The 18,983-nt window shown below is 72.7% G+C and carries 16 protein-coding genes and 1 pseudogene; 7 read left to right on the top strand and 10 right to left on the bottom strand.

Features of this window, described 5'->3' with window-relative positions; genetic code table 11:
• The first annotated feature begins 54 nt into the window (after positions 1-54).
• Positions 55-465, top strand: a complete 411-nt coding sequence (locus ACH4D5_RS25620; protein ID WP_398306773.1) for a VOC family protein — start codon at positions 55-57, stop codon at positions 463-465.
• Here the strand turns inward: ACH4D5_RS25620 and ACH4D5_RS25615 are convergent.
• The gene (locus ACH4D5_RS25615; RefSeq protein WP_398307092.1) at positions 423-1,976 is read right to left on the bottom strand and encodes a PLP-dependent aminotransferase family protein; all 1,554 of its coding nucleotides are present in this window, start codon (positions 1,974-1,976) and stop codon (positions 423-425) included. The genes ACH4D5_RS25620 and ACH4D5_RS25615 overlap by 43 nt on opposite strands.
• A gap of 160 nt (positions 1,977-2,136) precedes the next feature.
• Between ACH4D5_RS25615 and ACH4D5_RS25610 the strand changes: the two are divergent.
• Positions 2,137-2,925: pseudogene (locus ACH4D5_RS25610) on the top strand (EamA family transporter); the annotation flags it as partial.
• Positions 2,926-3,012: 87 nt separating this feature from the next.
• Here the strand turns inward: ACH4D5_RS25610 and ACH4D5_RS25605 are convergent.
• A complete protein-coding gene (locus ACH4D5_RS25605) occupies positions 3,013-3,846 on the bottom strand; it encodes an alpha/beta fold hydrolase (RefSeq protein ID WP_398306771.1) in 834 nt (277 codons plus the stop codon).
• Between the two features lie 187 nt (positions 3,847-4,033).
• On the opposite strand from ACH4D5_RS25605, the gene sigJ reads away from it, so the two are divergent.
• Complete coding sequence (gene sigJ / locus ACH4D5_RS25600; protein WP_398306769.1) at positions 4,034-4,924, top strand: RNA polymerase sigma factor SigJ; 891 nt, start codon at positions 4,034-4,036, stop codon at positions 4,922-4,924.
• Positions 4,925-5,232: 308 nt separating this feature from the next.
• Positions 5,233-5,994 carry a GntR family transcriptional regulator gene (locus ACH4D5_RS25595; RefSeq protein WP_398306767.1) on the top strand — a complete coding sequence of 254 codons (762 nt, stop codon included), beginning with the start codon at positions 5,233-5,235 and terminating at the stop codon, positions 5,992-5,994.
• Positions 5,995-6,032: 38 nt separating this feature from the next.
• On the opposite strand, the gene ACH4D5_RS25590 is transcribed toward ACH4D5_RS25595, so the two are convergent.
• The 3 genes from ACH4D5_RS25590 to ACH4D5_RS25580 form a co-directional block, all read right to left on the bottom strand.
• Positions 6,033-7,190 (bottom strand): ROK family transcriptional regulator, encoded by a 1,158-nt coding sequence (locus tag ACH4D5_RS25590; RefSeq protein WP_398306765.1) that lies wholly within the window; start codon positions 7,188-7,190, stop codon positions 6,033-6,035.
• Between the two features lie 105 nt (positions 7,191-7,295).
• Positions 7,296-7,958, bottom strand: coding sequence for a response regulator (locus ACH4D5_RS25585; protein WP_398306763.1), 663 nt, complete (start codon positions 7,956-7,958; stop codon positions 7,296-7,298).
• A 14-nt stretch (positions 7,959-7,972) separates the two neighbouring features.
• The gene (locus ACH4D5_RS25580) at positions 7,973-9,184 is read right to left on the bottom strand and encodes a sensor histidine kinase (protein WP_398306761.1); all 1,212 of its coding nucleotides are present in this window, start codon (positions 9,182-9,184) and stop codon (positions 7,973-7,975) included.
• A gap of 108 nt (positions 9,185-9,292) precedes the next feature.
• Here ACH4D5_RS25580 and ACH4D5_RS25575 point away from each other — a divergent pair, with 108 nt between their 5' ends.
• From ACH4D5_RS25575 to ACH4D5_RS25565, 3 genes are read left to right on the top strand one after another with little or no spacing between them, the layout of a single operon-like run.
• Positions 9,293-10,231, top strand: a complete 939-nt coding sequence (locus ACH4D5_RS25575; RefSeq protein ID WP_398306759.1) for an ABC transporter ATP-binding protein — start codon at positions 9,293-9,295, stop codon at positions 10,229-10,231.
• A gap of 2 nt (positions 10,232-10,233) precedes the next feature.
• The gene (locus ACH4D5_RS25570; RefSeq protein ID WP_398306757.1) at positions 10,234-10,980 is read left to right on the top strand and encodes an ABC transporter permease; all 747 of its coding nucleotides are present in this window, start codon (positions 10,234-10,236) and stop codon (positions 10,978-10,980) included.
• Positions 10,981-11,029: 49 nt separating this feature from the next.
• Positions 11,030-11,497, top strand: a complete 468-nt coding sequence (locus tag ACH4D5_RS25565) for a hypothetical protein (RefSeq protein WP_398306755.1) — start codon at positions 11,030-11,032, stop codon at positions 11,495-11,497.
• 22 nt (positions 11,498-11,519) lie between these two features.
• Here ACH4D5_RS25565 and ACH4D5_RS25560 read toward each other — a convergent pair whose 3' ends face one another.
• From ACH4D5_RS25560 to ACH4D5_RS25540, 5 genes are all read right to left on the bottom strand, one after another.
• On the bottom strand, positions 11,520-12,581 hold the full coding sequence (locus ACH4D5_RS25560; RefSeq protein WP_398306753.1) for an enoyl-CoA hydratase/isomerase family protein: 1,062 nt from the start codon (positions 12,579-12,581) through the stop codon (positions 11,520-11,522).
• 31 nt (positions 12,582-12,612) lie between these two features.
• Positions 12,613-13,605 carry a methylmalonyl Co-A mutase-associated GTPase MeaB gene (gene meaB, locus ACH4D5_RS25555; RefSeq protein WP_398306752.1) on the bottom strand — a complete coding sequence of 331 codons (993 nt, stop codon included), beginning with the start codon at positions 13,603-13,605 and terminating at the stop codon, positions 12,613-12,615.
• Between the two features lie 18 nt (positions 13,606-13,623).
• Positions 13,624-15,825, bottom strand: a complete 2,202-nt coding sequence (gene scpA, locus ACH4D5_RS25550) for a methylmalonyl-CoA mutase (RefSeq protein WP_398306750.1) — start codon at positions 15,823-15,825, stop codon at positions 13,624-13,626.
• Entirely contained in the window at positions 15,825-17,675 is a 1,851-nt protein-coding gene (mutA, locus tag ACH4D5_RS25545; protein WP_398306748.1) for a methylmalonyl-CoA mutase small subunit, read from the bottom strand. The genes scpA and mutA overlap by 1 nt, the downstream gene beginning before the upstream one ends.
• A gap of 137 nt (positions 17,676-17,812) precedes the next feature.
• Positions 17,813-18,601: a GNAT family N-acetyltransferase gene (locus ACH4D5_RS25540; protein WP_398306746.1), complete on the bottom strand. Its 789-nt coding sequence runs from the start codon at positions 18,599-18,601 to the stop codon at positions 17,813-17,815.
• Positions 18,602-18,983: the final 382 nt, after the last annotated feature.

The raw sequence follows: 18,983 nt of genomic DNA, 5'->3' as shown, positions 1-18,983 counted from the left end.
TACGCTCGGCATCGGAGCACGTCACCGGGCGTGCCGCAGCGAAGGGGGAGTCCCGTGCCGGTCAACGGTCAGAGCCACATCCGCGTCGCACGTCCGTCCCGCGACCTGGCGGCCGCGGAGCGCTTCTGGGTGGACGGCCTGGGGCTGAGCGTGGTGTACCGGGCGGAGGGCGGCGGCGCCCCCGGCGAGCACGACCTGCTCATGGTGGGGTGGCCCGACGCGTCCTGGCACCTCGAACTCGTCCACGAGGCGGCCGCGCCCGTCCGGCCGAGCCCCACCGAGGAGGACCTGCTCGTCGTGTACGTCGACGGGGAGGTGCCCGACGAGCTGGTGGCGAGCCTCGAGGAGCAGGGCGGCAAGCGGGTCCTGTCCCCCAACCCCTACTGGAACGAGTGGGGCGTCACCGTCGAGGACCCGGACGGCTACCGCTTGGTGCTCTGCACGCGCGCGTGGTCCAACTCCTGAGCTTTCCCGGCCTTCTGGACCGCCTCCGCCAGCAGGCGCACGCCGTCGGCGATCCGGGCAGGTGAGAGGTGCGCATAGCCGAGGACCAGGTCAACCCCGTCGACGGCGGTGCCTTCTGGGGCTTTGTTGCCGGTGGTGCCTTCGAGGACTCCGTCGGCGGGGGCGGTCGGCATGGTGTAGTCGCTCAGGGGCCGGACCGCGACACCGGCCGCCGCCGCCCGCGCCAGGAAGGCGCCCTGCGGCCCCCAGCGGCCCCGCAGCCGGGCGATGACGTGCAGACCGGCGGAGATGCCGGTGACCCGCACGCCGGGGAAGTGCTCGGCCAAGGCGGCCACCAAGGTGTCCCTGCGCTCCCGGTAGGCGCGCTGGCAGCGACGCAACTGCCGGTCGTAGTCGCCCCGTTCGACGAACCGGGCGAGCAGCTCCTGGTCGAGGGCCGGGTTGCCCAGGTCCATCACCCGCTTGCGCTCGACGACCTCGGCGGCGAGCCCGTCCGGCACCAGCAGCCAGCCGAGCCGCAGCCCCGGAGCGAGCGATTTGCTGACCGACCCGGTGTACGCGACGTGCTCGGGGTCGAGCCCCTGGAGGGCGCCCACTGGGGCGCGGTCGTAACGGAAGTCCCCGTCGTAGTCGTCCTCGACGATCAGCCCGTCGACGGACCGTGCCCACTCCAGGAGTTCGGCGCGGCGCCCGGCCGAGTAGCCGATGCCCGAGGGGAACTGGTGGGCGGGTGTGGTGACGACCGCGCGTACGCCCCGCTCCCGCAGCGCCGCGGGGTCCGCGCCCTCGTCGTCCACCGGTATGCCCACCGGCGTGATGCCCGCCGCGGCGAGCAGCGTGGCGTGCTCGGGGCTGCCGGGGTCCTCGACGCCGATCGCCGTGTGCCCCCGCGCGCGGAGCGCCAGCGCCAGCAGCGTCATGGCCTGGGCCACTCCGGAGCAGACGATGACGCGCTCCGGATCCGCGACCGCACCACGGCGCCGGACCAGGAGGTCCGCGAGGACCCTGCGCAGCCTCGGCAGGCCGCGTGGATCCGGGTAGCCCAGCATGTGGTGCGGCAGTTCGGCGAGCACCTGGCGGTGGGCGGCGGACCACGCGGAGCGGGGGAAGAGGGACAAATCCGGGACACCGGGCAGGAAGTCCACGCGCGCGTGGCCGTCCCGGGGCGCGAGGTTACGGACCGCGGGCACGGCGGCCCGCGCCGCGTCGCCCACCCACGTCCCCGCCCCGCGCCCGCTGCGCAGATAGCCCTCCGCCGTCAGCTGCTCGTACGTCTCCGTGACCAGGCCACGGGAGACGCCGAGGTCGGCGGCGAGCTCGCGGCTGGAGGGCAGCCGGGTCCCCGACGTGAGCCGCCCCGACCTGACGGCCTCCCGCAGGGCCGCCGCCAGGCTGCGGCCACGGCTGCGCGCGGGGGCGGACGCGGCGGGCAGCAGCAGCTCCCAGGCGGCGCTCCACCCTGCGCGGTCGTCGTCGGCACTGTGTGCTGTCTCGGGGGTCTTTGGCGTCAGCGCGATGCACCTCTCCGGAAGAGCTGTCTACGAAGGTGGCCCACGGGGGAAGGCGGTCCACGCGGGAAGGCGGTCCACGGGGGCAGCCGCGAAAGTGGTCCCCTAAGCGGCCGCAGAAGTGGACCTTAAAGGGGACCGCCCCGCTTCCTAGCGTCGGGGCATGAACGCGAACTCCTCACGCGGGGCGCTCCTCGCGGCCCTCGCCTGCCTCCTCGTCGGCGGCTCCTTCACCGCCAACAGCCTGCTGGGCGACTACCCGTACGCGGGCGGCCAGTTCCTGCGCTACGGCCTGGCCTTTCTGCTTCTGCTGCCCTGGCTCGGCAAGGACGGCACCGCCGCGCTGCGCCGGCTGCCGCGTCCCCTGTGGGGGCGCCTCGCGCTGCTCGCGGCCGTGGGGATGGTCGGCTTCAACCTGGCGATCCTCGCTGCGGAACGGTCGGCGGAACCTGCCGTACCGGGTGTCTTCGTAGGATGCGCTCCCGTGGTCGTCGCCCTCCTGATGCCGCTCCTGGAACGGCGAACGCCCCAGCGGGTGGTCCTGCACGGCGCGCTGCTCGTCGCCGCCGGGGCGTTCACCGTGCAGGGCTGGGGCCGCACGGACGCGACGGGCCTCCTGTTCTCGGTGGGCGCGCTCCTGGGGGAGGTCGGTTTCGCGGTGCTCGCCGTCCCCGTGCTGCGGCCCCTCGGGGCCCGGCTCCTTGCGGCGACGGTGTGTGCCGTCGCCGCCGTCGAATCGGCTGTGCTGGGGCTCGTCGTCGACGGCGGCGGCTTCGTGCGGTGGCCGGACCGCACCGAAGGCGCGGCCCTGTTGTGGCAGGCGGTCGTCGTGACCGTCGTCGGTTTCGTGCTCTGGTACTCCGGAGTCCAGCGCATCGGCGCCGAGCGGGCCACGCTCTTCTCCGGTCTCATCCCCGTCGCGGCGGCCTGTACCGCCCCGTTGGTCGGCACCGGCGCGTACGGGGCGCCCCAGGCCGTCGGCAGCGTGCTCGTCGGCGCCGGGGTGGCCCTCGGCTCCGGAGTGGTCGGCGGGCGCCGGTCAGCGCCGGCAGGTGTCGAGGATGACGCGGGCGACGAGGGCCGGGTCGTCGTTCATCGGGACGTGTCCGCAGCCGGGGAGCCGGACCAGCCGCGCGGCGGGAATGGCGTGCTTGGCACGGGCCCCTTGCCGGCGCAGGAGCAGCCGGTCCCGCGTGCCCCAGGCGATGGTGATCGGCAGGCCCGTCACATCGTTCTGGAGGAGGACGTCGCGCCCGGCCCTCAGCGTCGCCGCGAACCCCGCGGCCTCGCGCAGCGCGAGCGTCTCGGCGACGACGGCCTCCGGTGAACGGCGCCAAGGGCGGGCGTAGATGGTGCTCGTGAGCGCCGTGCGCCCGGCCGCGCTGCGCGAAAGACGCTCTATGGCGGGCACCGGCAGCAGGCGTGCACCCCGCCGCATGGCGAGGAGCGTGGCGAACGCGTACCGGCGCTCGGCGGGCGACCAGAAACCGCCGGGGGAGAGGGCGGTGACGGAGCGGACCAGCTTCTCGCGGGCCATTTCGAGGGCGAGCAGCCCGCCCAGGGAGTTGCCCGCCACGTGCGGACGCTCCACCCCCAGCGCTTCGCACATCGCACCGAGCGCGGGGACCATCGTGGAGAGCCCGTACGCCAGCCCGTCCGGCAGGACGGGCGACCGGCCGAACCCCGGCAGGTCCACCGCGATCACGTCGTACTCGGCGGCCAGGATCTCGAACACCGGGTCCCAGGCCTGCCGGTGGTGACCGATGCCGTGGAGCAGCAGCAACGGCTCACCCGCGCCCGCGCGTTCGTAGGAGATCGTCGCCGTGTGCGGGCCGTCGGGCGACTCGACGCCGAAGGAGACCTCTGTGGCCATGACTGCTCCTGTCCCTGCCGCCGGGCGACGGCCCCTGAGTACGTTAGACACGTTGTCAGCAACAATTACCGCTCAGTAGGGGCCCGTTACAAGAGGCAGGAGCCTCCGGTTCGTTTCAGAGGCGGGAGGCTCCGGTTCGAGAAAGCGGTGCCTGGACAGGCGCGCTCCCGTGAGCTGGGATGGGAGGGTGGCTACCGACAGCATGACCGACGTCTTCGAAGAGCACCGACCAGTCCTGATGGGCGTCGCCTACCGCATGCTCGGCCGGGTGGTCGACGCGGAGGACGTCGTCCAGGAGGCGTGGCTGCGCTGGTCCGCGTCCGACCACGACCAAGTGCGCGAACCACGCGCCTTCTTGGTGCGCGTCACCACCCGGCTCGCCATCGACCGCCTGCGCCACCTGCAGTCGCGGCGTGAGGCGTACGTGGGGCCCTGGCTCCCCGAGCCTTGCGTCACCGAGTTCGGGCCGACGGTCCCCGACACCGCGGAGCGGGCCGTGCTCGCCGAGTCCGTCTCCCTTGCCGTCCTCGTGGTCCTGGAGTCCCTGTCGCCGCTGGAGCGCGCCGTGTTCGTGCTCCGCGAGGCCTTCGGTTTCCCGTACGCCGAGATCGCGGCCACGCTCGACCGCAGCGAGGCCTCCGTGCGCCAGCTCGCCGGCCGGGCCCGCAAGCACGTCGACGCGGGCCGCCCCCGCTACAAGGTGGACCCCGCCGAGCGTCGCGACCTGACCGAACGGTTCCTCGCCGCGGCGACCGAGGGCGACCTGGACGGGCTGATGTCCCTCCTCGCGCCGGACGTCCGGCTGGTCGGCGACAGCGGCGGCAAGACGAAGGCTCCGCTGCGCGTCCTGGAGACCGCCGACAAGGTGGGCAGGTTCCTGCACCACACCGCGGCCAAGGTGCTCGGGGACGCGGCCGAACTGGAATTCCGCTTCATCGAGGTCAATGGCGCCGAGTCCCTGTTCGTCCTCATCGACGGCAAGCCCGACAGCGTCTTCCAGTTGGACGTCGTCGACGGTCGCATCCAGGACGTCTACATCGTCCGTAATCCGGACAAGCTCACGGCGCTCGTTCCGTAGCATCCGGGCCCCGGATCGCCCCCAGAGGCGCATTCGCGCAGTACAGAGCCCCCGTCCGTGAAGGGCGGGGGCTCTGTCGTGCGTCCTTCGCCGACCGTTCACGCGCGCGTGGCCGATTACGCCTGCTTGGCCCCGTGCGAACTCCGCATGAATGCTCTGTGGCATCACCCCGGTGCAGGCTGTAACGGATCCAGGATTGGTCTTGACCAAGGGTGGGTGCAGGCCTATGGTCGCAGAGATAGTGCAGGAACCTTTAATAAACAAGGGCGCTAAAACGCCGCCGGTCGACGGCGATTGCGGAGGACAGGGTGGGGACCACGCAGCTCGAAACGGCGCCGGAGCCGAAGTACTGGCACCTGAAGACGGTGCTCAGTGAGGCGCTCGACTCCGAATTCGCCGTGGGGGAGATCCTGCCGAACGAGCGCGATCTGGCGGCCCGGTTCGGTGTCGCCCGCGCCACGCTCCGGCAGGCACTGGAACAGCTGGAACTGGAAGGCAGGCTGCAGCGCCGCCGTGGAGTGGGCACGACTGTCGCCCCGCCGCGGATGGGTGTGGCCGTCGGATCCGCGCAGGGCGCCTGGCCGGGCGCGGTCGGCGACGCCTGGCAGCCCGCCGACTGCGCCCCGGCGGCCCCGCCCGCGGAGGTGGCCCGCATGCTGGGGCTTGCCGCGGACGAGCAGGTGCACGTGGTGCGCCGCACCCGCGTCTCGAACGGCCAGCCGGTGGCCGCCGAGCTGCTGTACGTGCCCATGTCATCGGTCGCCGAACTGACCGGCATGGACGCCCCGTCCGGCGCGGCACGCGCGCGTGTGGTCCTGCGCGACCTGGCCAGGCTCGCCCTCGAAGGCCAGGACCGGGCCGTCGAGCTCGGCTCCGCCCGCGCCGACGACGCCAAGGCGCTCGACCGCCTTCCCGGAGCGCCGGTGCTCGTCGTGACGACCCGCTTCTTCGCCGAAGGGCGTACGGCGGCGGTGTCCGTGGCCACGTACCGCGCCGACACCTGCAGGCTCACCTTCGGAGACACCGGCGGCGTGGAGATACACCACGAGTCGGAGCACGACGCTTCCTGACGCCCGGCCGCCGCCTGCCGCCGCCGTGGAGGGGTTCCTCACCGCCGCGCGGTGACGGTCCCCTCGACGGCGAAAAGCTGCTCCTCGACGTGGTCGAGCGCCAGCCGCAGCGCGCCGGTCGACACCGCCGCCTCACCGAGCAGGGACAGCGCGACCCGCGGCGGCCGCAGGCAGTAGCGCGCCAGCTCCCGGTGCAGCGGCTCCAGGACGCCGTCCAGGCCCGCCGCCCAGCCGCCCACCACGACCAGCTCGGGATCGAGGGCGAGGACCAGCGCCGCCACGTCGTGCACGAGCCGCTGGATGAAGCGCTCCACGGCCGCCTGGGCCCGCTCGTCCCCCTCACGCGCGTGGGCGAAGACTTCGGCGACCGCCGGCTCGTCCAGGGGATGCAGCGGCTCACCCGTGGTGGAGAGCAGCGTCTCCGGAGTGACCTCCCGGCCCAACAGGTGCAGCGCGCCGATCTCACCCGCCGCACCGCCGTACCCCCGGTGGAGCCGCCCGCCGATCAACGACCCCGCACCTGGACTCAGCCCCGCCAGGACGAACACCACGTCGTCTGTGTCGGTCGCCGCGCCCTTCCAGTGCTCGGCCACGGCCGCGGCGTTGGCGTCGTTCTCCACCAGGACCGGGCACTTGAACGACCGGCGCAGCCGCTCGCCCAGCTGGAGCCCCGTCCACTCGGGCAGCGCCGTGCTCAGCCGCACCGTGCCGTCCGCGTCCAGGATCCCGGGGCTGCCCACCCCGACGGCGCGCAGCGAACTGCGGGCGATCCCCGCCCGGCGCAGCAGATCGGCGACCGCGGTCCGCAGCCGCTCCAGCCGGTCGTCCGCGGAGGCCTCCTCGGAGACAGCCTTCGACGCCGTGCCGAGAACCTTGCCGTCCAGATCGGAGAGGACGGCGGCCACCCGGTGCGGGCCGATCTCCAGACCGAGCAGATGACCCGCCTCCGCACGGAACCGGAACTTCCGCGCGGGCCGTCCCTGCCGCCGGGCACCGACCTCCTCGGCCGCGGACTCCACCACGAGCCCGGCCTCTATGAGCCCCTCGACGACCCCCTCGACGGTGGGCCGGGAGAGCCCGGTCACGCGGGTGATCTCCGTGAGCGTCGCCAAGTCCGCGGCGCGCAGCGCGTGCAGCACCACCGCGGAGTTGATCCGCCGCAACAGAGAGGGGTCCCCGCCGGTCAGCCGCCCCAACGTCCGTCCTCCCAGCTCGTGCGCATGATGGCCGGATCGTACTCGCACGACGGTTCGACGGCGAGTGCCGGGCCCGCCCGCGGACCGCGCGGCTCCGTCATCCCGTCACCCCGGAGAGACGAAACCGGATTCGTACGCGGCGATGACCGCCTGCGTCCGGTCCCGCGCGCCCAGCTTCGCGAGCACGGCACTGACGTGCGACTTGACCGTCTCCGTGCCGACGACAAGGCGGGCCGCTATCTCCGCGTTCGACAGGCCGCGTGCCATCAGCCGCAGCACCTCCGCCTCGCGCTCGGTCAGCGCCGCCCTCTCCAGGGTGGCCCGCGCCTGCGGATTGCCGCGCTCCCCGCCGTACTCGCCGGCCAGCTGCCGGACGGCCTGCGGGAACAGCAGCGACTCGCCCTCCGCGACCAGCCGCACCGCGTGCACGATCTCCGCCGGCCTGGCCCGCTTCAGCAGGAACCCGTCGGCGCCCGCGCGCAGCGCCTCGTACACGTACTCGTCGTTCTCGAAGGTCGTCACCACCAGGATCTTCGGCGGGTCCTGCACCGTGCGCAGCACCGCGCGCGTCGCCTCGATGCCGTCGAGCAGCGGCATGCGGACGTCCATGGCGACCACGTCGGGGCGCAGTTCACGGACGAGCGGGATGACCGCGGCGCCGTCCGCCGCCTCGCCGACCACCCGGATGTCGGGCTGCGCCTCCAGGACGGCCCGCAGACCCGCGCGCACGAGAGGTTCGTCGTCGACGAGGAGCACTGTGACCGGCATCCGGCCAGCGTAGATCATTTCAGCGGCAGCTCGACTTGCACCTGCCATTCATCGTCGTGCGGTCCCGTCGTGGCACGCCCGCCGAGCAGCGTGGCCCGCTCCCTGATGCCGCGGAGCCCGCTGCCGCCGCGTCCGGTGACAGCCGTCGACTCCGGCGGGAGCGCGTTGCGTACGTTCATCACCAGGCGGGCGTCGTCGACGGCTATCCGCAGCCGCACCGGCACCGGACCCGAATGACGCAGGACGTTCGTCAACGCCTCCTGGAGCATGCGGTATCCCTCGCGGGAGACCGGCCCCGGCACCCGCTCCACCGGGCCCGTCACCTCGACGTCGACCTTCGCCCCCGAGGCGCGGGCGGAGTCCAGCAGGCGCTCGGCGTCGGCGAGCGTCGGCCGGGCGCTCGCGGGCCGCCCGTCTTCGCGCAGCACGCGCAACACCCGCTCCAGGTCCTCCAGCGCGGCCCGGCCCGTCTCCTCCACGGCCTCTAGGGCGCGGTCGGTGAACTCCGGGTCGCCCGCGGCCCTGGCGGCGCCCGCCTGGACGACGGCGACGGTCAGCGCGTGACCGATGGAGTCGTGCAGTTCCCGCGCGATGCGGTTGCGTTCGAGGAGCTGCTCGGTCCGCTCCTCCAGGACGGCGAGGCGCTCGGCGGGGGAGGGGCCGAGGAGACGGCGCGCGGCCCGGGCCATCAGGCGGCCCAACGCGACGATCATCGCGAACTCGGCCAGGACCAGGAGAACGCCCAGCGGCAGCGCCGCCCACCCGCGCACGACCGGCAGGAGCAGCCCGTCGGTGTCCGACGGCTCGTCGTTCGCGCCGAGTGACGCGAAGACCATGCCGATGAGCTGCCCCGTCATCAGGACCATGGCGCAGCCGGCCTCCAGCCGGAGCACGAGCCAGAGCGCGGTTCTGCCACGGTCGCGCCACGAGGCCGACGGAGCCACCGAGATGCCCGGATCCTCCCCGTCGCCCCCCGTCGCGTGCGGGCCGGGGAACAGCATCATCCGGGCCTGCAAGCCCTCCGCACGCCGCATGGCGGGCACCATGGCCGCGATCAGCAGCAGGGGAACGGGATCGAGCACCACGAGCAGCCAGGTGGTGCGTGAGGGACTGGAGAGCCCCGGGTAGATCGCGCCGCAGACCCAGGCGACCCCCGAACCGATGAGGAGGTGCAGCCACCGCGTATAGGTGACCGCACGCGTCAGAGGTCTCAGCAAGCCGGGCATTCCGCCATCGTGCCAGGTGACGCGGGCCGCCCGGCTCCCCCGTGCGGGGGAGACGATCTCCCCGGGCGGGGGAAGACCCCGACGGGCCGCGGCCGCGAGGCTGAGTCCATGACCAGCATCGACGTCCAAGACCTCACCAAGGAGTACGGCACGACCCGCGCCGTGGACGCCCTCACGTTCAGCGTCCGCCCCGGCCGTGTCACCGGATTCCTCGGCCCCAACGGCGCCGGCAAGTCCACCACCATGCGCCTCGTCCTCGGCCTGGACCGCCCCACCTCGGGCACGGCCACGGTGGGCGGCCGCCCCTACACCGAGCTTACCGACCCGCTGCGCCACGTCGGGGCGCTCCTCGACGCCCAGGCGCCCCACGGGTCGCGCACCGCCCGCAATCACCTCCTCGCCCTCGCGGTGAGCAACCGCCTCCCGGCGCGCCGCGTCGACGAGGTGCTCGACGAGGCGGGGCTCGGGTCCGTCGCGGACAAGAGGATCAAGACGTTCTCGCTGGGCATGCGGCAGCGGCTCGGCATCGCGGCGGCTCTCCTGGGCGATCCCCAGGTAGTCCTGCTGGACGAGCCCTCCAACGGCCTCGACCCCGAAGGCATCATCTGGATCCGTGAGTTGATGCGGCGCCTGGCCAGGGAGGGCCGCACCGTCCTCGTCTCCAGCCACCTCATGAACGAGACTGCGACCTTCGCCGACCACCTCGTGGTCCTCGGCCGGGGCAGGCTCCTCGCGGACCACCCCATGTCCGAGTTCATCGAGGCGCACAGCCACGCGCGGGTCCGCGTGCGCACGACCGACCCGGACCGGCTCCGCGGCATCCTGTCGGCGAAGGGCTACACCCTCGGAGAGGCCATGGACGGCCGGTGGACCGTCGACGGGGCCAGGGCCGAGGAGATCGGCGCCATCGCCGCGAGCGCCGGGGTCCCGGTCCTCGAACTCGCCGACGAACAGGCCTCCTTGGAGCAGGCGTACCTCGCTCTGACGGCCGACGAGACCCAGTTCAAGGCGACCAGCAACACCGCCACGTCCCGCCAGGAGGCCTGACCATGTCGAACACCGCCGCGCTGCCCGTGGCCCACGCCGAGTGGATCAAGATCAGGACCCTGCGGTCCAACTGGGGCTCGCTGATCGCCGTGTTCGCGGTGACCGTCGCCATCACCGCCCTGGCCTTCGCGTCGGTCGGCCAGGCCGAGGCGGACAACGCGGACGCCGAGCCGCTGTTCGACGCCTTCTACGCCCTCAACTTCGGTCAGATCGCGGCCATCAGCTTCGGCGCCACCGCCGTCTCCGCCGAGTACACGAGCGGCGCCCTGCGGATCTCGCTCGCCGCCGTGCCGCGCCGCGGACTCTTCTACGGCGCCAAGATGGCGGTCGTCGGCGGCCTCGCCCTGCTCGCCGGACTCGCCACCGCCTTCAGCGCCTTCCTGACCGGCCAGGCCTTCATGGGGGACCACGCGATCGGGCTCGGCCACCCGGGAGCGGTGCGGGCCTGCGTCGGTGGTGGTGTCTACCTGGCGCTGATGGCACTCCTCGCGGCCGGTCTGACGGCCGTGCTGCGCAGCGGAGTCGCCGTCCTGAGCATCCTCATCCCCTTCACCCTGATCGTCTCCTTCGTGGTCGGCGACGTGGCGAGCGGCGCCGCGGGCTACCTGCCCGACAAGGCGGGCCAGCAGGTGCTGCACGAGAACCCGGCGGGCGGCCTCGGTCCGTGGGCCGGGCTCGCGGTGTGCGCCGCCTGGGCGGCCGCCGCGCTCCTCGCCGGCTGGTGGGCGGTCCGGCGCCGCGACGCGTGACTGATTGTCAGTGGCGCCCGCTTTACTGGGTGGCATGAGTCTGGATGCCATGAGTACCGCACAGCATCTCGCCACGCTCGACCTGCTGCGCTCCCGGGACTTCCCCGCTGAGCACGGCAGGTCGCCGAGCGGTTCCGGGGGACCCGGGTTCCATATCGCCGAGTTACTGACGAGCGACACCTTCTGGGAGGACGACGGCACCCGCCGCGAGGCCACCGAGGAGCAGTACGAGGCGGAGCGCGACGCGCTGACCGTGCTCCTCGCCGACCGCTGGGGACCGCCGCAGAAGTTCAGCCTGGCGAGCCTCTTCGAGCGCACCGTGGCAGTGGACTTCGGCGACGCGGACGGCGACGCGGCCGAGGAGATACCGGAGCCGTGGGCCCACTTGAGCTCCTGCGTGCCGGATCTGCACCTGTGGCAGGTGGACGGCCGCTGGATAGCCCTCGGCATCGCGCAGTGGGACAAGGAGCTGCCCTTCCAGCTCCTCGCCGTGGTCACGGAGACGGACCCGCCGTGACGGCGAAGGCGCCGAGATCTCGTCAGAGGAGGCCCAGCGAGTCCCTGCCCGTCGGCTCGAAGTACCGGGCGACGTCCGCCTCCGTCACCTGCCCCAGCTCCGCGGGCGACCAGCGCGGCCTGCGGTCCTTGTCGACGACCTGGGCCCTGATGCCCTCGGGCAGGTCGGGCGAGCCCAGCGCGGCACAGGAGACGCGGTACTCCTGATCGAGGATGGCCTCCAGGGACGGCAGCTCACGGGCCCGGCGCAGCGCGGCCAGGGTGACCTTCAAGGAGGTCGGCGACTTCGCCAGGATCGTCTCGGCCGCCTCCTTCGCGTGCCGGTCGCCGCAGGCGTGCAGCCGGTCGACGATCTCCTCCACGGAGTCCGCCGCGTAGCAGTGGTCGATCCACTCGCGGTGCCCGGCCAGTTCACCGGCGGGAGACTCGGCCGCGTACTGCCGTACGACTTCGGCTGCCTCCGATCCGGCGAGCGCCGCGGTGAACTCCGGCAGCCGCTCCGACGGTACGAAGTGGTCGGCGAGCCCGCACAGCAGCGCGTCGCCCGCGCCCACCGCCGTGCCGGTGAGGGCGAGATGGGTGCCGAGCTCGCCGGGCGTGCGCGTGAGGAGGTACGTACCACCCACGTCGGGCACGAAGCCGATGCCGGTCTCCGGCATCGCGACCCGCGACCGCTCGGTGACCACCCGCACACTCCCGTGTGCCGACACACCGACGCCGCCGCCCATCACGATGCCGTCCATGACGGCCACGTACGGCTTCGGGAAGCGGGCGATCCGGGCGTTGAGCAGATACTCGTCGTGCCAGAACGCGGCCGACGCCTCCGCACGGCCCGTGCGGACGTCGTCGTGGATGGAGCGGATGTCGCCGCCCGCGCACAGCCCGCGCTCCCCGGCGCCGGTGAGGACCACCGTCGCCACCGAATCGTCCCGCTCCCACGCGTCAAGGGCGTCCGCCATGATCCGCACCATGGCGTGGTTCAGGGCGTTGATGGCCCGGGGCCGGTTCAGGACGAGGTGCCCGGCGCGGCCCTCGCGGCGGAGCAGCACGGGGGAGTCGTCGGGCGCGTCGGGCGTGGCGTGCATGGTGCGGGTGGCTCCGTTCGGGCGGGGCGGGTCAGGGGCGGTCGGTCCGGAACGCGTCGAGGATCCGCTCGGCCGCCGACGTGGCCGTCAACGTACCCTCACGGACGCGCTGTTCCAGCTCCGGGGCCACCCGCTGCACCTCCGCGTCCCCGCGCAGCCTGCCGAGGAGTTCGTCCCGCACCATCGACCACGTCCAGTCGACCTGCTGGTCGCGGCGCTTGGCGGCGAGGCGGCCGGTCGAGTCGAGGAGGGTGCGGTGCTGCTCGATGCGCTCCCAGAGCGTGTCCAGACCGCTCGACTCACGGGCACTGCACGTCAGGACCGGCGGGGTCCACGCCGAGTCGGCGGGGTGCATGAGACGCAGGGCGCCCGCGAGTTCACGCGCGGCCGAGCGCGCGTCGCGCTCGTGCGGCCCGTCCGCCTTGTTCACGGCGATGACGTCCGCGAGCTCAAGGACGCCCTTCTTGATGCCCTGCAGCTGGTCGCCCGTGCGGGCGAGGGTCAGCAGCAGGAACGTGTCGACCATGTTCGCGACCGCCGTCTCCGACTGGCCGACGCCCACGGTCTCCACGAGCACCACGTCGTACCCCGCCGCCTCCATCACCACGATCGACTCCCGCGTCGCCTTGGCGACACCGCCGAGCGTTCCGGCGGAAGGAGAGGGTCGTACGAAAGCGGCGGGATCCAGCGAGAGCCGCTCCATCCTGGTCTTGTCGCCCAGGATGGAGCCGCCCGTTCGGGTGGACGACGGGTCGACGGCGAGCACCGCGACCCGGTGGCCGAGCGACGTGAGCATCACGCCGAGCGCGTCGATGAACGTGGACTTGCCCACGCCCGGCACCCCGCTGATGCCGACCCGCCGCGCCCGACCGCTGTGCGGAAGCAGCTCCGTCAGCAACTCCTGCGCCAGGGCACGGTGCTGGGGCCGCGTCGACTCGACGAGGGTGATGGCACGCGCCACGTACGCGCGCTTCCCGTCGAGGACGCCCTTCACATACGCATCGATGTCGATCGTCACAGGCATGGAGTGGCCCTCACCGGCTCACAGTTCGTGGCCGAGATCGGCCGCCAGACGCTTCACCAGGTCGTGCGCCGCGTCCGGGATCACCGTGCCGGGCGGGAACACCGCCGTGGCGCCCGCCTCGTGCAGGGCCTCGACGTCCTGCGGCGGGATGACGCCGCCGACGACGATCATGATGTCGTCGCGGCCCTCCGCGGCCAGCTCTTCGCGCAGTGCCGGTACGAGGGTGAGGTGCCCTGCGGCCAACGAGGAGACGCCGACGATGTGCACGTCCGCCTCGACGGCCTGGCGCGCGACCTCCGCCGGCGTCTGGAACAGCGGGCCGACGTCGACGTCGAAGCCCAGGTCGGCGAAGGCGCTCGCGATCACCTTCTGACCGCGGTCGTGGCCGTCCTGACCCATCTTCGCGACGAGGATGCGCGGCCTGCGCCCCTCGGACTCGTCGAACGCGTCCACCAGCGCGCGCGTGCGCTCCACGCTCGGCGACTGGCCTGCTTCGGTGCGGTACACACCGGAGATCGTACGGATCTGGCCCGCGTGCCGCCCGTACACGCTCTCCAGTGCGTCGGAGATCTCACCGACCGTGGCCTTCGCCCGGGCGGCGTCGACGGCAAGCGCGAGCAGGTTGCCCTCCAGTCCCTGGCCGGGACCACGCTCGGCCGCCGCCGTCAGGGCGCGCAGCGCGTCCTGGCAGGCGGCGTCGTCACGCTCCTCGCGCAGGCGCCGCAGCTTCTCGATCTGCTGGGCGCGCACCGAGGAGTTGTCGACCTTCAGGACGTCGATCTGCTCGTCGGTGTCCACGCGGTACTTGTTGACGCCGATGACCGGCTGGCGCCCCGAGTCGATGCGGGCCTGGGTGCGCGCGGCGGCTTCCTCCACGCGCAGCTTCGGGATGCCGGCGTCGATGGCCTGCGCCATGCCGCCCGCCGCCTCGACCTCCTCGATGTGCTGCCAGGCGCGGCGCGCCAGGTCGTACGTCAGCTTCTCCACGTACGCGCTGCCGCCCCACGGGTCGATCGTCCGTGTCGTCCCCGACTCCTGCTGGATCAGGAGCTGGGTGTTGCGGGCGATCCGCGCGGAGAAGTCGGTCGGCAGGGCGAGCGCCTCGTCCAGGGCGTTCGTGTGCAGGGACTGCGTGTGGCCCTGCGTCGCCGCCATCGCCTCGACACACGTGCGCGTGACGTTGTTGAACACGTCCTGCGCGGTCAGCGACCAGCCCGACGTCTGCGAATGGGTGCGCAGGGAAAGTGACTTGGCGTTCTTCGGGTCGAACTGCTTCACGAGCTTCGCCCAGAGCAGGCGCGCCGCGCGGAGCTTGGCGACCTCCATGAAGAAGTTCATGCCGATCGCCCAGAAGAAGGAGAGCCGAGGCGCGAACGCGTCCACGTCCAGGCCCGCCTCCTGCCCGGCCCGCAGGTACTCCACACCGTCGGCGAGCGTGTACGCCAGCTCCAGGTCGGCCGTCGCGCCCGCCTCCTGGATGTGATAGCCGGAGATCGAGATGGAGTTGTAGCGTGGCATCTTCTGCGACGTGTACGCGAAGATGTCGGAGATGATCCGCATCGAGGGCTTCGGCGGATAGATGTAGGTGTTGCGGACCATGAACTCCTTGAGGATGTCGTTCTGAATGGTCCCCGCCAGCTTCTCCGGCGGTACGCCCTGCTCCTCGGCCGCCACGATGTACAGCGCGAGAACGGGCAGCACGGCACCGTTCATCGTCATCGACACCGTCATCTTGTCCAGCGGAATGCCGTCGAAGAGCTGACGCATGTCGTAGATGGAGTCGATGGCCACGCCCGCCATGCCGACGTCACCGGTGACGCGCGGGTGGTCGCTGTCGTACCCGCGGTGCGTGGGCAGGTCGAAGGCGACCGAGAGCCCCTTCTGTCCTGCCGCGAGGTTGCGGCGGTAGAAGGCGTTGGACTCCTCGGCGGTGGAGAACCCCGCGTACTGCCGGATCGTCCACGGCTGGTTCACGTACATCGTCGGGTAGGGGCCGCGCAGATACGGTGCGACGCCCGGGTACGTCTCCAGGAAGTCGAGGCCTTCGACGTCGGCGCCCGTGTACAGCGGCTTGACCGCGATGCCCTCGGGCGTCTCCCACAGGAGGTCGGACTCGGACTTGCCGACGGACTCCTTCACGGCGGCGCGCCACTGCTCCGCCGAGCCGGACGGGCCGCCGCCCGCGCCCAGTTCGATGTCGTCGAATTCGGGGATCCGCATTACGCCACTCCCATGCGGTCGAGGGTGGAGGTGAGCACCGCGACCGCGTCGCAGCCCGCGAAGACGTACTCGTCGATGTCGGCGAACTCCCCGCGCCCCGCGAGGAACACCCGCAGCGCGCCCGCCGACTTCAGGGCCCGCGCGACCGCTTCCGCCTGCTCGGCGTAGAGCGCGTCGCTGGAGCAGAGGCACGCGACCGTGGCGCCGCTCGCCGCGAACGCCTCGGCGGCCGTCTCCGCGTCCACCGACACCGGGTCGTGCACCGGCTCGACGCCGCCCGCCATGAAGAGGTTGGCGGCGAACGTCGCGCGCGCCGTGTGCGCGGCGGCCGGCCCCAGCGCGGCGATGAACACCTTCGGGCGGACGCCGGTCGTTTCCAGGTGCGCGTCCGAACGGCCGCGCAGCTCCTCGTACGCCTCGTCGCGGCGCACCCGGGGCAGACCGCCGGACGGGGCGGCGGGCGCGGGCTCGCGCTCGACCGGGCGATCCGTGAGCAGCGGGAATTCGCTGACACCCGTGATCGGTTCGCGGCGCCGGGCCAGCTTCTTCCTGCGCTCGGCCCAGGTCGCGGCGATCCGGTCGCCGACCAGGCCGGAGCGGAGCGCCGCGACCTGGCCGTCCGCGCGCTCGATCTCCTTGAAGAAGTCCCAGGCCGCGTGGGCGAGTTCGTCGGTGAGCCGCTCCACGTACCAGGAGCCGCCCGCCGGGTCGATGACACGCGCGAGGTGCGACTCCTCGAGGAGGATCGTCGACGTGTTGCGGGCGATGCGGCGCGCGAACGCGTCCGGCAGCCCGAGCTCGTGGTCGAACGGCAGGACCGTGACGGCGTCGGCGCCTCCCACACCCGCGCCGAGGCACGCCACGGTGGTCCGCAGCATGTTCACCCACGGGTCGCGGCGGGTCATCATCACCGGCGAGGTCACCGCGTGCTGGCGCTGCGCCCCGGCGGCCGGCACCCCGGACACCTCGGCGACACGCGCCCAGAGGCGGCGCGCGGCGCGCAGCTTGGCGATGGTGAGGAACTGGTCGGCGGTGGCCGCGAACCTGAACTCCAGCTGCGCGAAGGCCTTCTCGACGCCGAGACCCTTGTCGTGCAGGGCGCGCAGATACTCGACACCGGTGGCGAGCGAGGCACCGAGCTCCTGCGCGGCGGAGGCACCCGCCTCGTGGTACGGCAGCGCGTCCACGGTCAGCGCGCGCAGACCGGGGTAGCGCTCCCCGCACAGCCGGGCCAGTTCGGCGACCGCCGCGAACGAGGTGCTCTTCTCCCCGGTGCGGGCCTCGTGCCCGAGCGGGTCGGCGCCGAGCGTGCCGCGCACCGCGTCGTCGGCGACGCCCGCGGCCTCGTACAGGCGCAGCAACTCCCGCGCGGCGGTCGCGGACTCGCTGCCCGCGTCGAGCGCGACGGGCACCAGGTCGAGGTAGACGCCGTCGAGCGCACGCTCCAGACCGGTGACCGGAAGACCGGCGGAGCCCAGCGTCAACCAGAGCGAGGTGACGCCGTTCTCCAGATCGGTGAGGACCGCTTCATTGGTGCGCGCGGGATCGGCGCTCGCGTACCGCTGCCGGACGTCCCAGCCGCCCGGGGTGTTGCCCTCGGGAACGGAACCCCTGACGAAAGGGGCGAAGCCGGGGAAACCGGCGTCGGGCGCGGCGTCGCGCGCGGTGTACAGGGGGCGGGTGGTGAGCCCGTCCTCGAGGGTGGTGGACAGCGCTTCCTCTGCGGCCGTCCCCGATACGTCCTTACCCGACTTGCGCAGCACGCCTTCCACAAGGCGGTGCCACTGCTCATGGGTCGCATCAGGGAACTCGGCGGCCAGGGAAAGCCCGTCGTCAGGCAGGACCGTCATGCCCCGATGCTAGGGCGCAACCCATGGCACGCGGTGCCACCGAAGGCTGTGACCTTGCCCTCTTCTGATCGCTCTTGATCTCGAACGAGCGGGCGGCTAATGCTTGGCGCGTCAGGCGCGCACGTCAGCCGGGTACGTCAAGCGGGCACGTCCGTTGCGTGCCGGGGCGGTGCCACGTGCTTTCCGGTGACGTACTGCACGTACTCGCGCTCGAGCCGGAAGCCCGCCGTCCAGGCCAGCAGGCGGCTCGGGCGGTTCTCGCGCCCGCAGGACCAGCTCGCCGTGCGCCCGCGCGCGGTGATGTCCGCGCACAGGGCCGTGACACAGGCGAGGGCGAGGCGCTCGCGGCGGCGCTCGGGCGTGGTGAGCACGGCGACGTCCTCGTACGCCTGTCCGGTGAAGTAGCCACAGGCCACGGCGGCGACGCGGCCGTCGCGGTCGACCGCGGCCCAGCCGTGCCCGGAGGCCGCGAGGCCCTCGGGCCCGCCCCAACTGTCGTATATCCAGGACGAGTCGGCCGAGAGGGCGGCGAGCGCGGGCGCGTCCGTGGGCGTCAGACGGCGGACGGTCACACCCCGCGGCGGACGGGGCGGCTCCACCGGCTCGCGGTGGATGTACACCATGCGTTCGTCCGGTACGACGCGGTCGAAGGCGCTGCCGAGGACCGGCAGGAATCGGGCCGGAGCCTCGACATGGCTGTGCGCGAAGGGAGCCAGCAGGCCGGGCGCGACACTGCCGGGATCACCGCTCAGCAGCACATGGCCGGCGCACGAGACCGCCACGGCCCGCGGGTCCAGGGCGCGGTCGGCCCACCAGCTGCCGACACCGGTGGCCGTGACGTGCTCGGGCAGGGCGGCGGGCCCGGGAGCCCCGGGAGCGAACCAGCGGGGCTCGGCGGGCAGGTGGTGCGGCGGAAGCTGGATCATCGGGGCTCCTCCGGAGTGAAACCTTCGAGTGAAACGGGGAGCCGGGCGGCCGGGCCGGGCCGGGCCGTGACCGGGGGCCGGCCGGCTGTCCCGGTGCCCGGTTCCCGCTCCGTGGGTCATCCAACTGGTCCGCGCGCACGGACCGCAAGAGCATCCCGCCGCTTTGATGCCGGCCTGATCGACTTTGATGCCGCCCTGATCAACGGCACGGGCCGGGCGCCAGCATCGCGTCAGGGGTGGACGCGGTTACGTCAACGTCGCGTCATGAGCGGTCGGTTGGCACCCCGGACCGGGCATAACGTCGTCGTGTGCCGCGGAGCTCCGAACGGGCCCGCGGCGCTCCCTCAGCTTCCCTGCTGTCTCTGTCTCCACTGGAGGTACC

The organism is Streptomyces sp. NPDC018029, assembly GCF_044327655.1.
Classification (GTDB): domain Bacteria; phylum Actinomycetota; class Actinomycetes; order Streptomycetales; family Streptomycetaceae; genus Streptomyces.
The sequence above is the reverse complement of the archived record's forward strand: the minus strand, read 5'-3'. Positions and strand labels throughout refer to the sequence as shown.

Excerpts from the sequence above, each read along its gene's own strand:
- ACH4D5_RS25605 (WP_398306771.1), bottom strand. The coding sequence starts at position 3,846 with ATGGCCACAGAGGTCTCCTTCGGCGTCGAGTCGCCCGACGGCCCGCAC.
- ACH4D5_RS25585 (WP_398306763.1), bottom strand. The coding sequence starts at position 7,958 with ATGCCGGTCACAGTGCTCCTCGTCGACGACGAACCTCTCGTGCGCGCG.
- ACH4D5_RS25580 (WP_398306761.1), bottom strand. The coding sequence starts at position 9,184 with ATGCCCGGCTTGCTGAGACCTCTGACGCGTGCGGTCACCTATACGCGG.
- ACH4D5_RS25575 (WP_398306759.1), top strand. The coding sequence starts at position 9,293 with ATGACCAGCATCGACGTCCAAGACCTCACCAAGGAGTACGGCACGACC.
- ACH4D5_RS25570 (WP_398306757.1), top strand. The coding sequence starts at position 10,234 with ATGTCGAACACCGCCGCGCTGCCCGTGGCCCACGCCGAGTGGATCAAG.
- ACH4D5_RS25565 (WP_398306755.1), top strand. The coding sequence starts at position 11,030 with ATGAGTACCGCACAGCATCTCGCCACGCTCGACCTGCTGCGCTCCCGG.
- ACH4D5_RS25560 (WP_398306753.1), bottom strand. The coding sequence starts at position 12,581 with ATGCACGCCACGCCCGACGCGCCCGACGACTCCCCCGTGCTGCTCCGC.
- meaB (WP_398306752.1), bottom strand. The coding sequence starts at position 13,605 with ATGCCTGTGACGATCGACATCGATGCGTATGTGAAGGGCGTCCTCGAC.
- scpA (WP_398306750.1), bottom strand. The coding sequence starts at position 15,825 with ATGCGGATCCCCGAATTCGACGACATCGAACTGGGCGCGGGCGGCGGC.
- mutA (WP_398306748.1), bottom strand. The coding sequence starts at position 17,675 with ATGACGGTCCTGCCTGACGACGGGCTTTCCCTGGCCGCCGAGTTCCCT.
- ACH4D5_RS25540 (WP_398306746.1), bottom strand. The coding sequence starts at position 18,601 with ATGATCCAGCTTCCGCCGCACCACCTGCCCGCCGAGCCCCGCTGGTTC.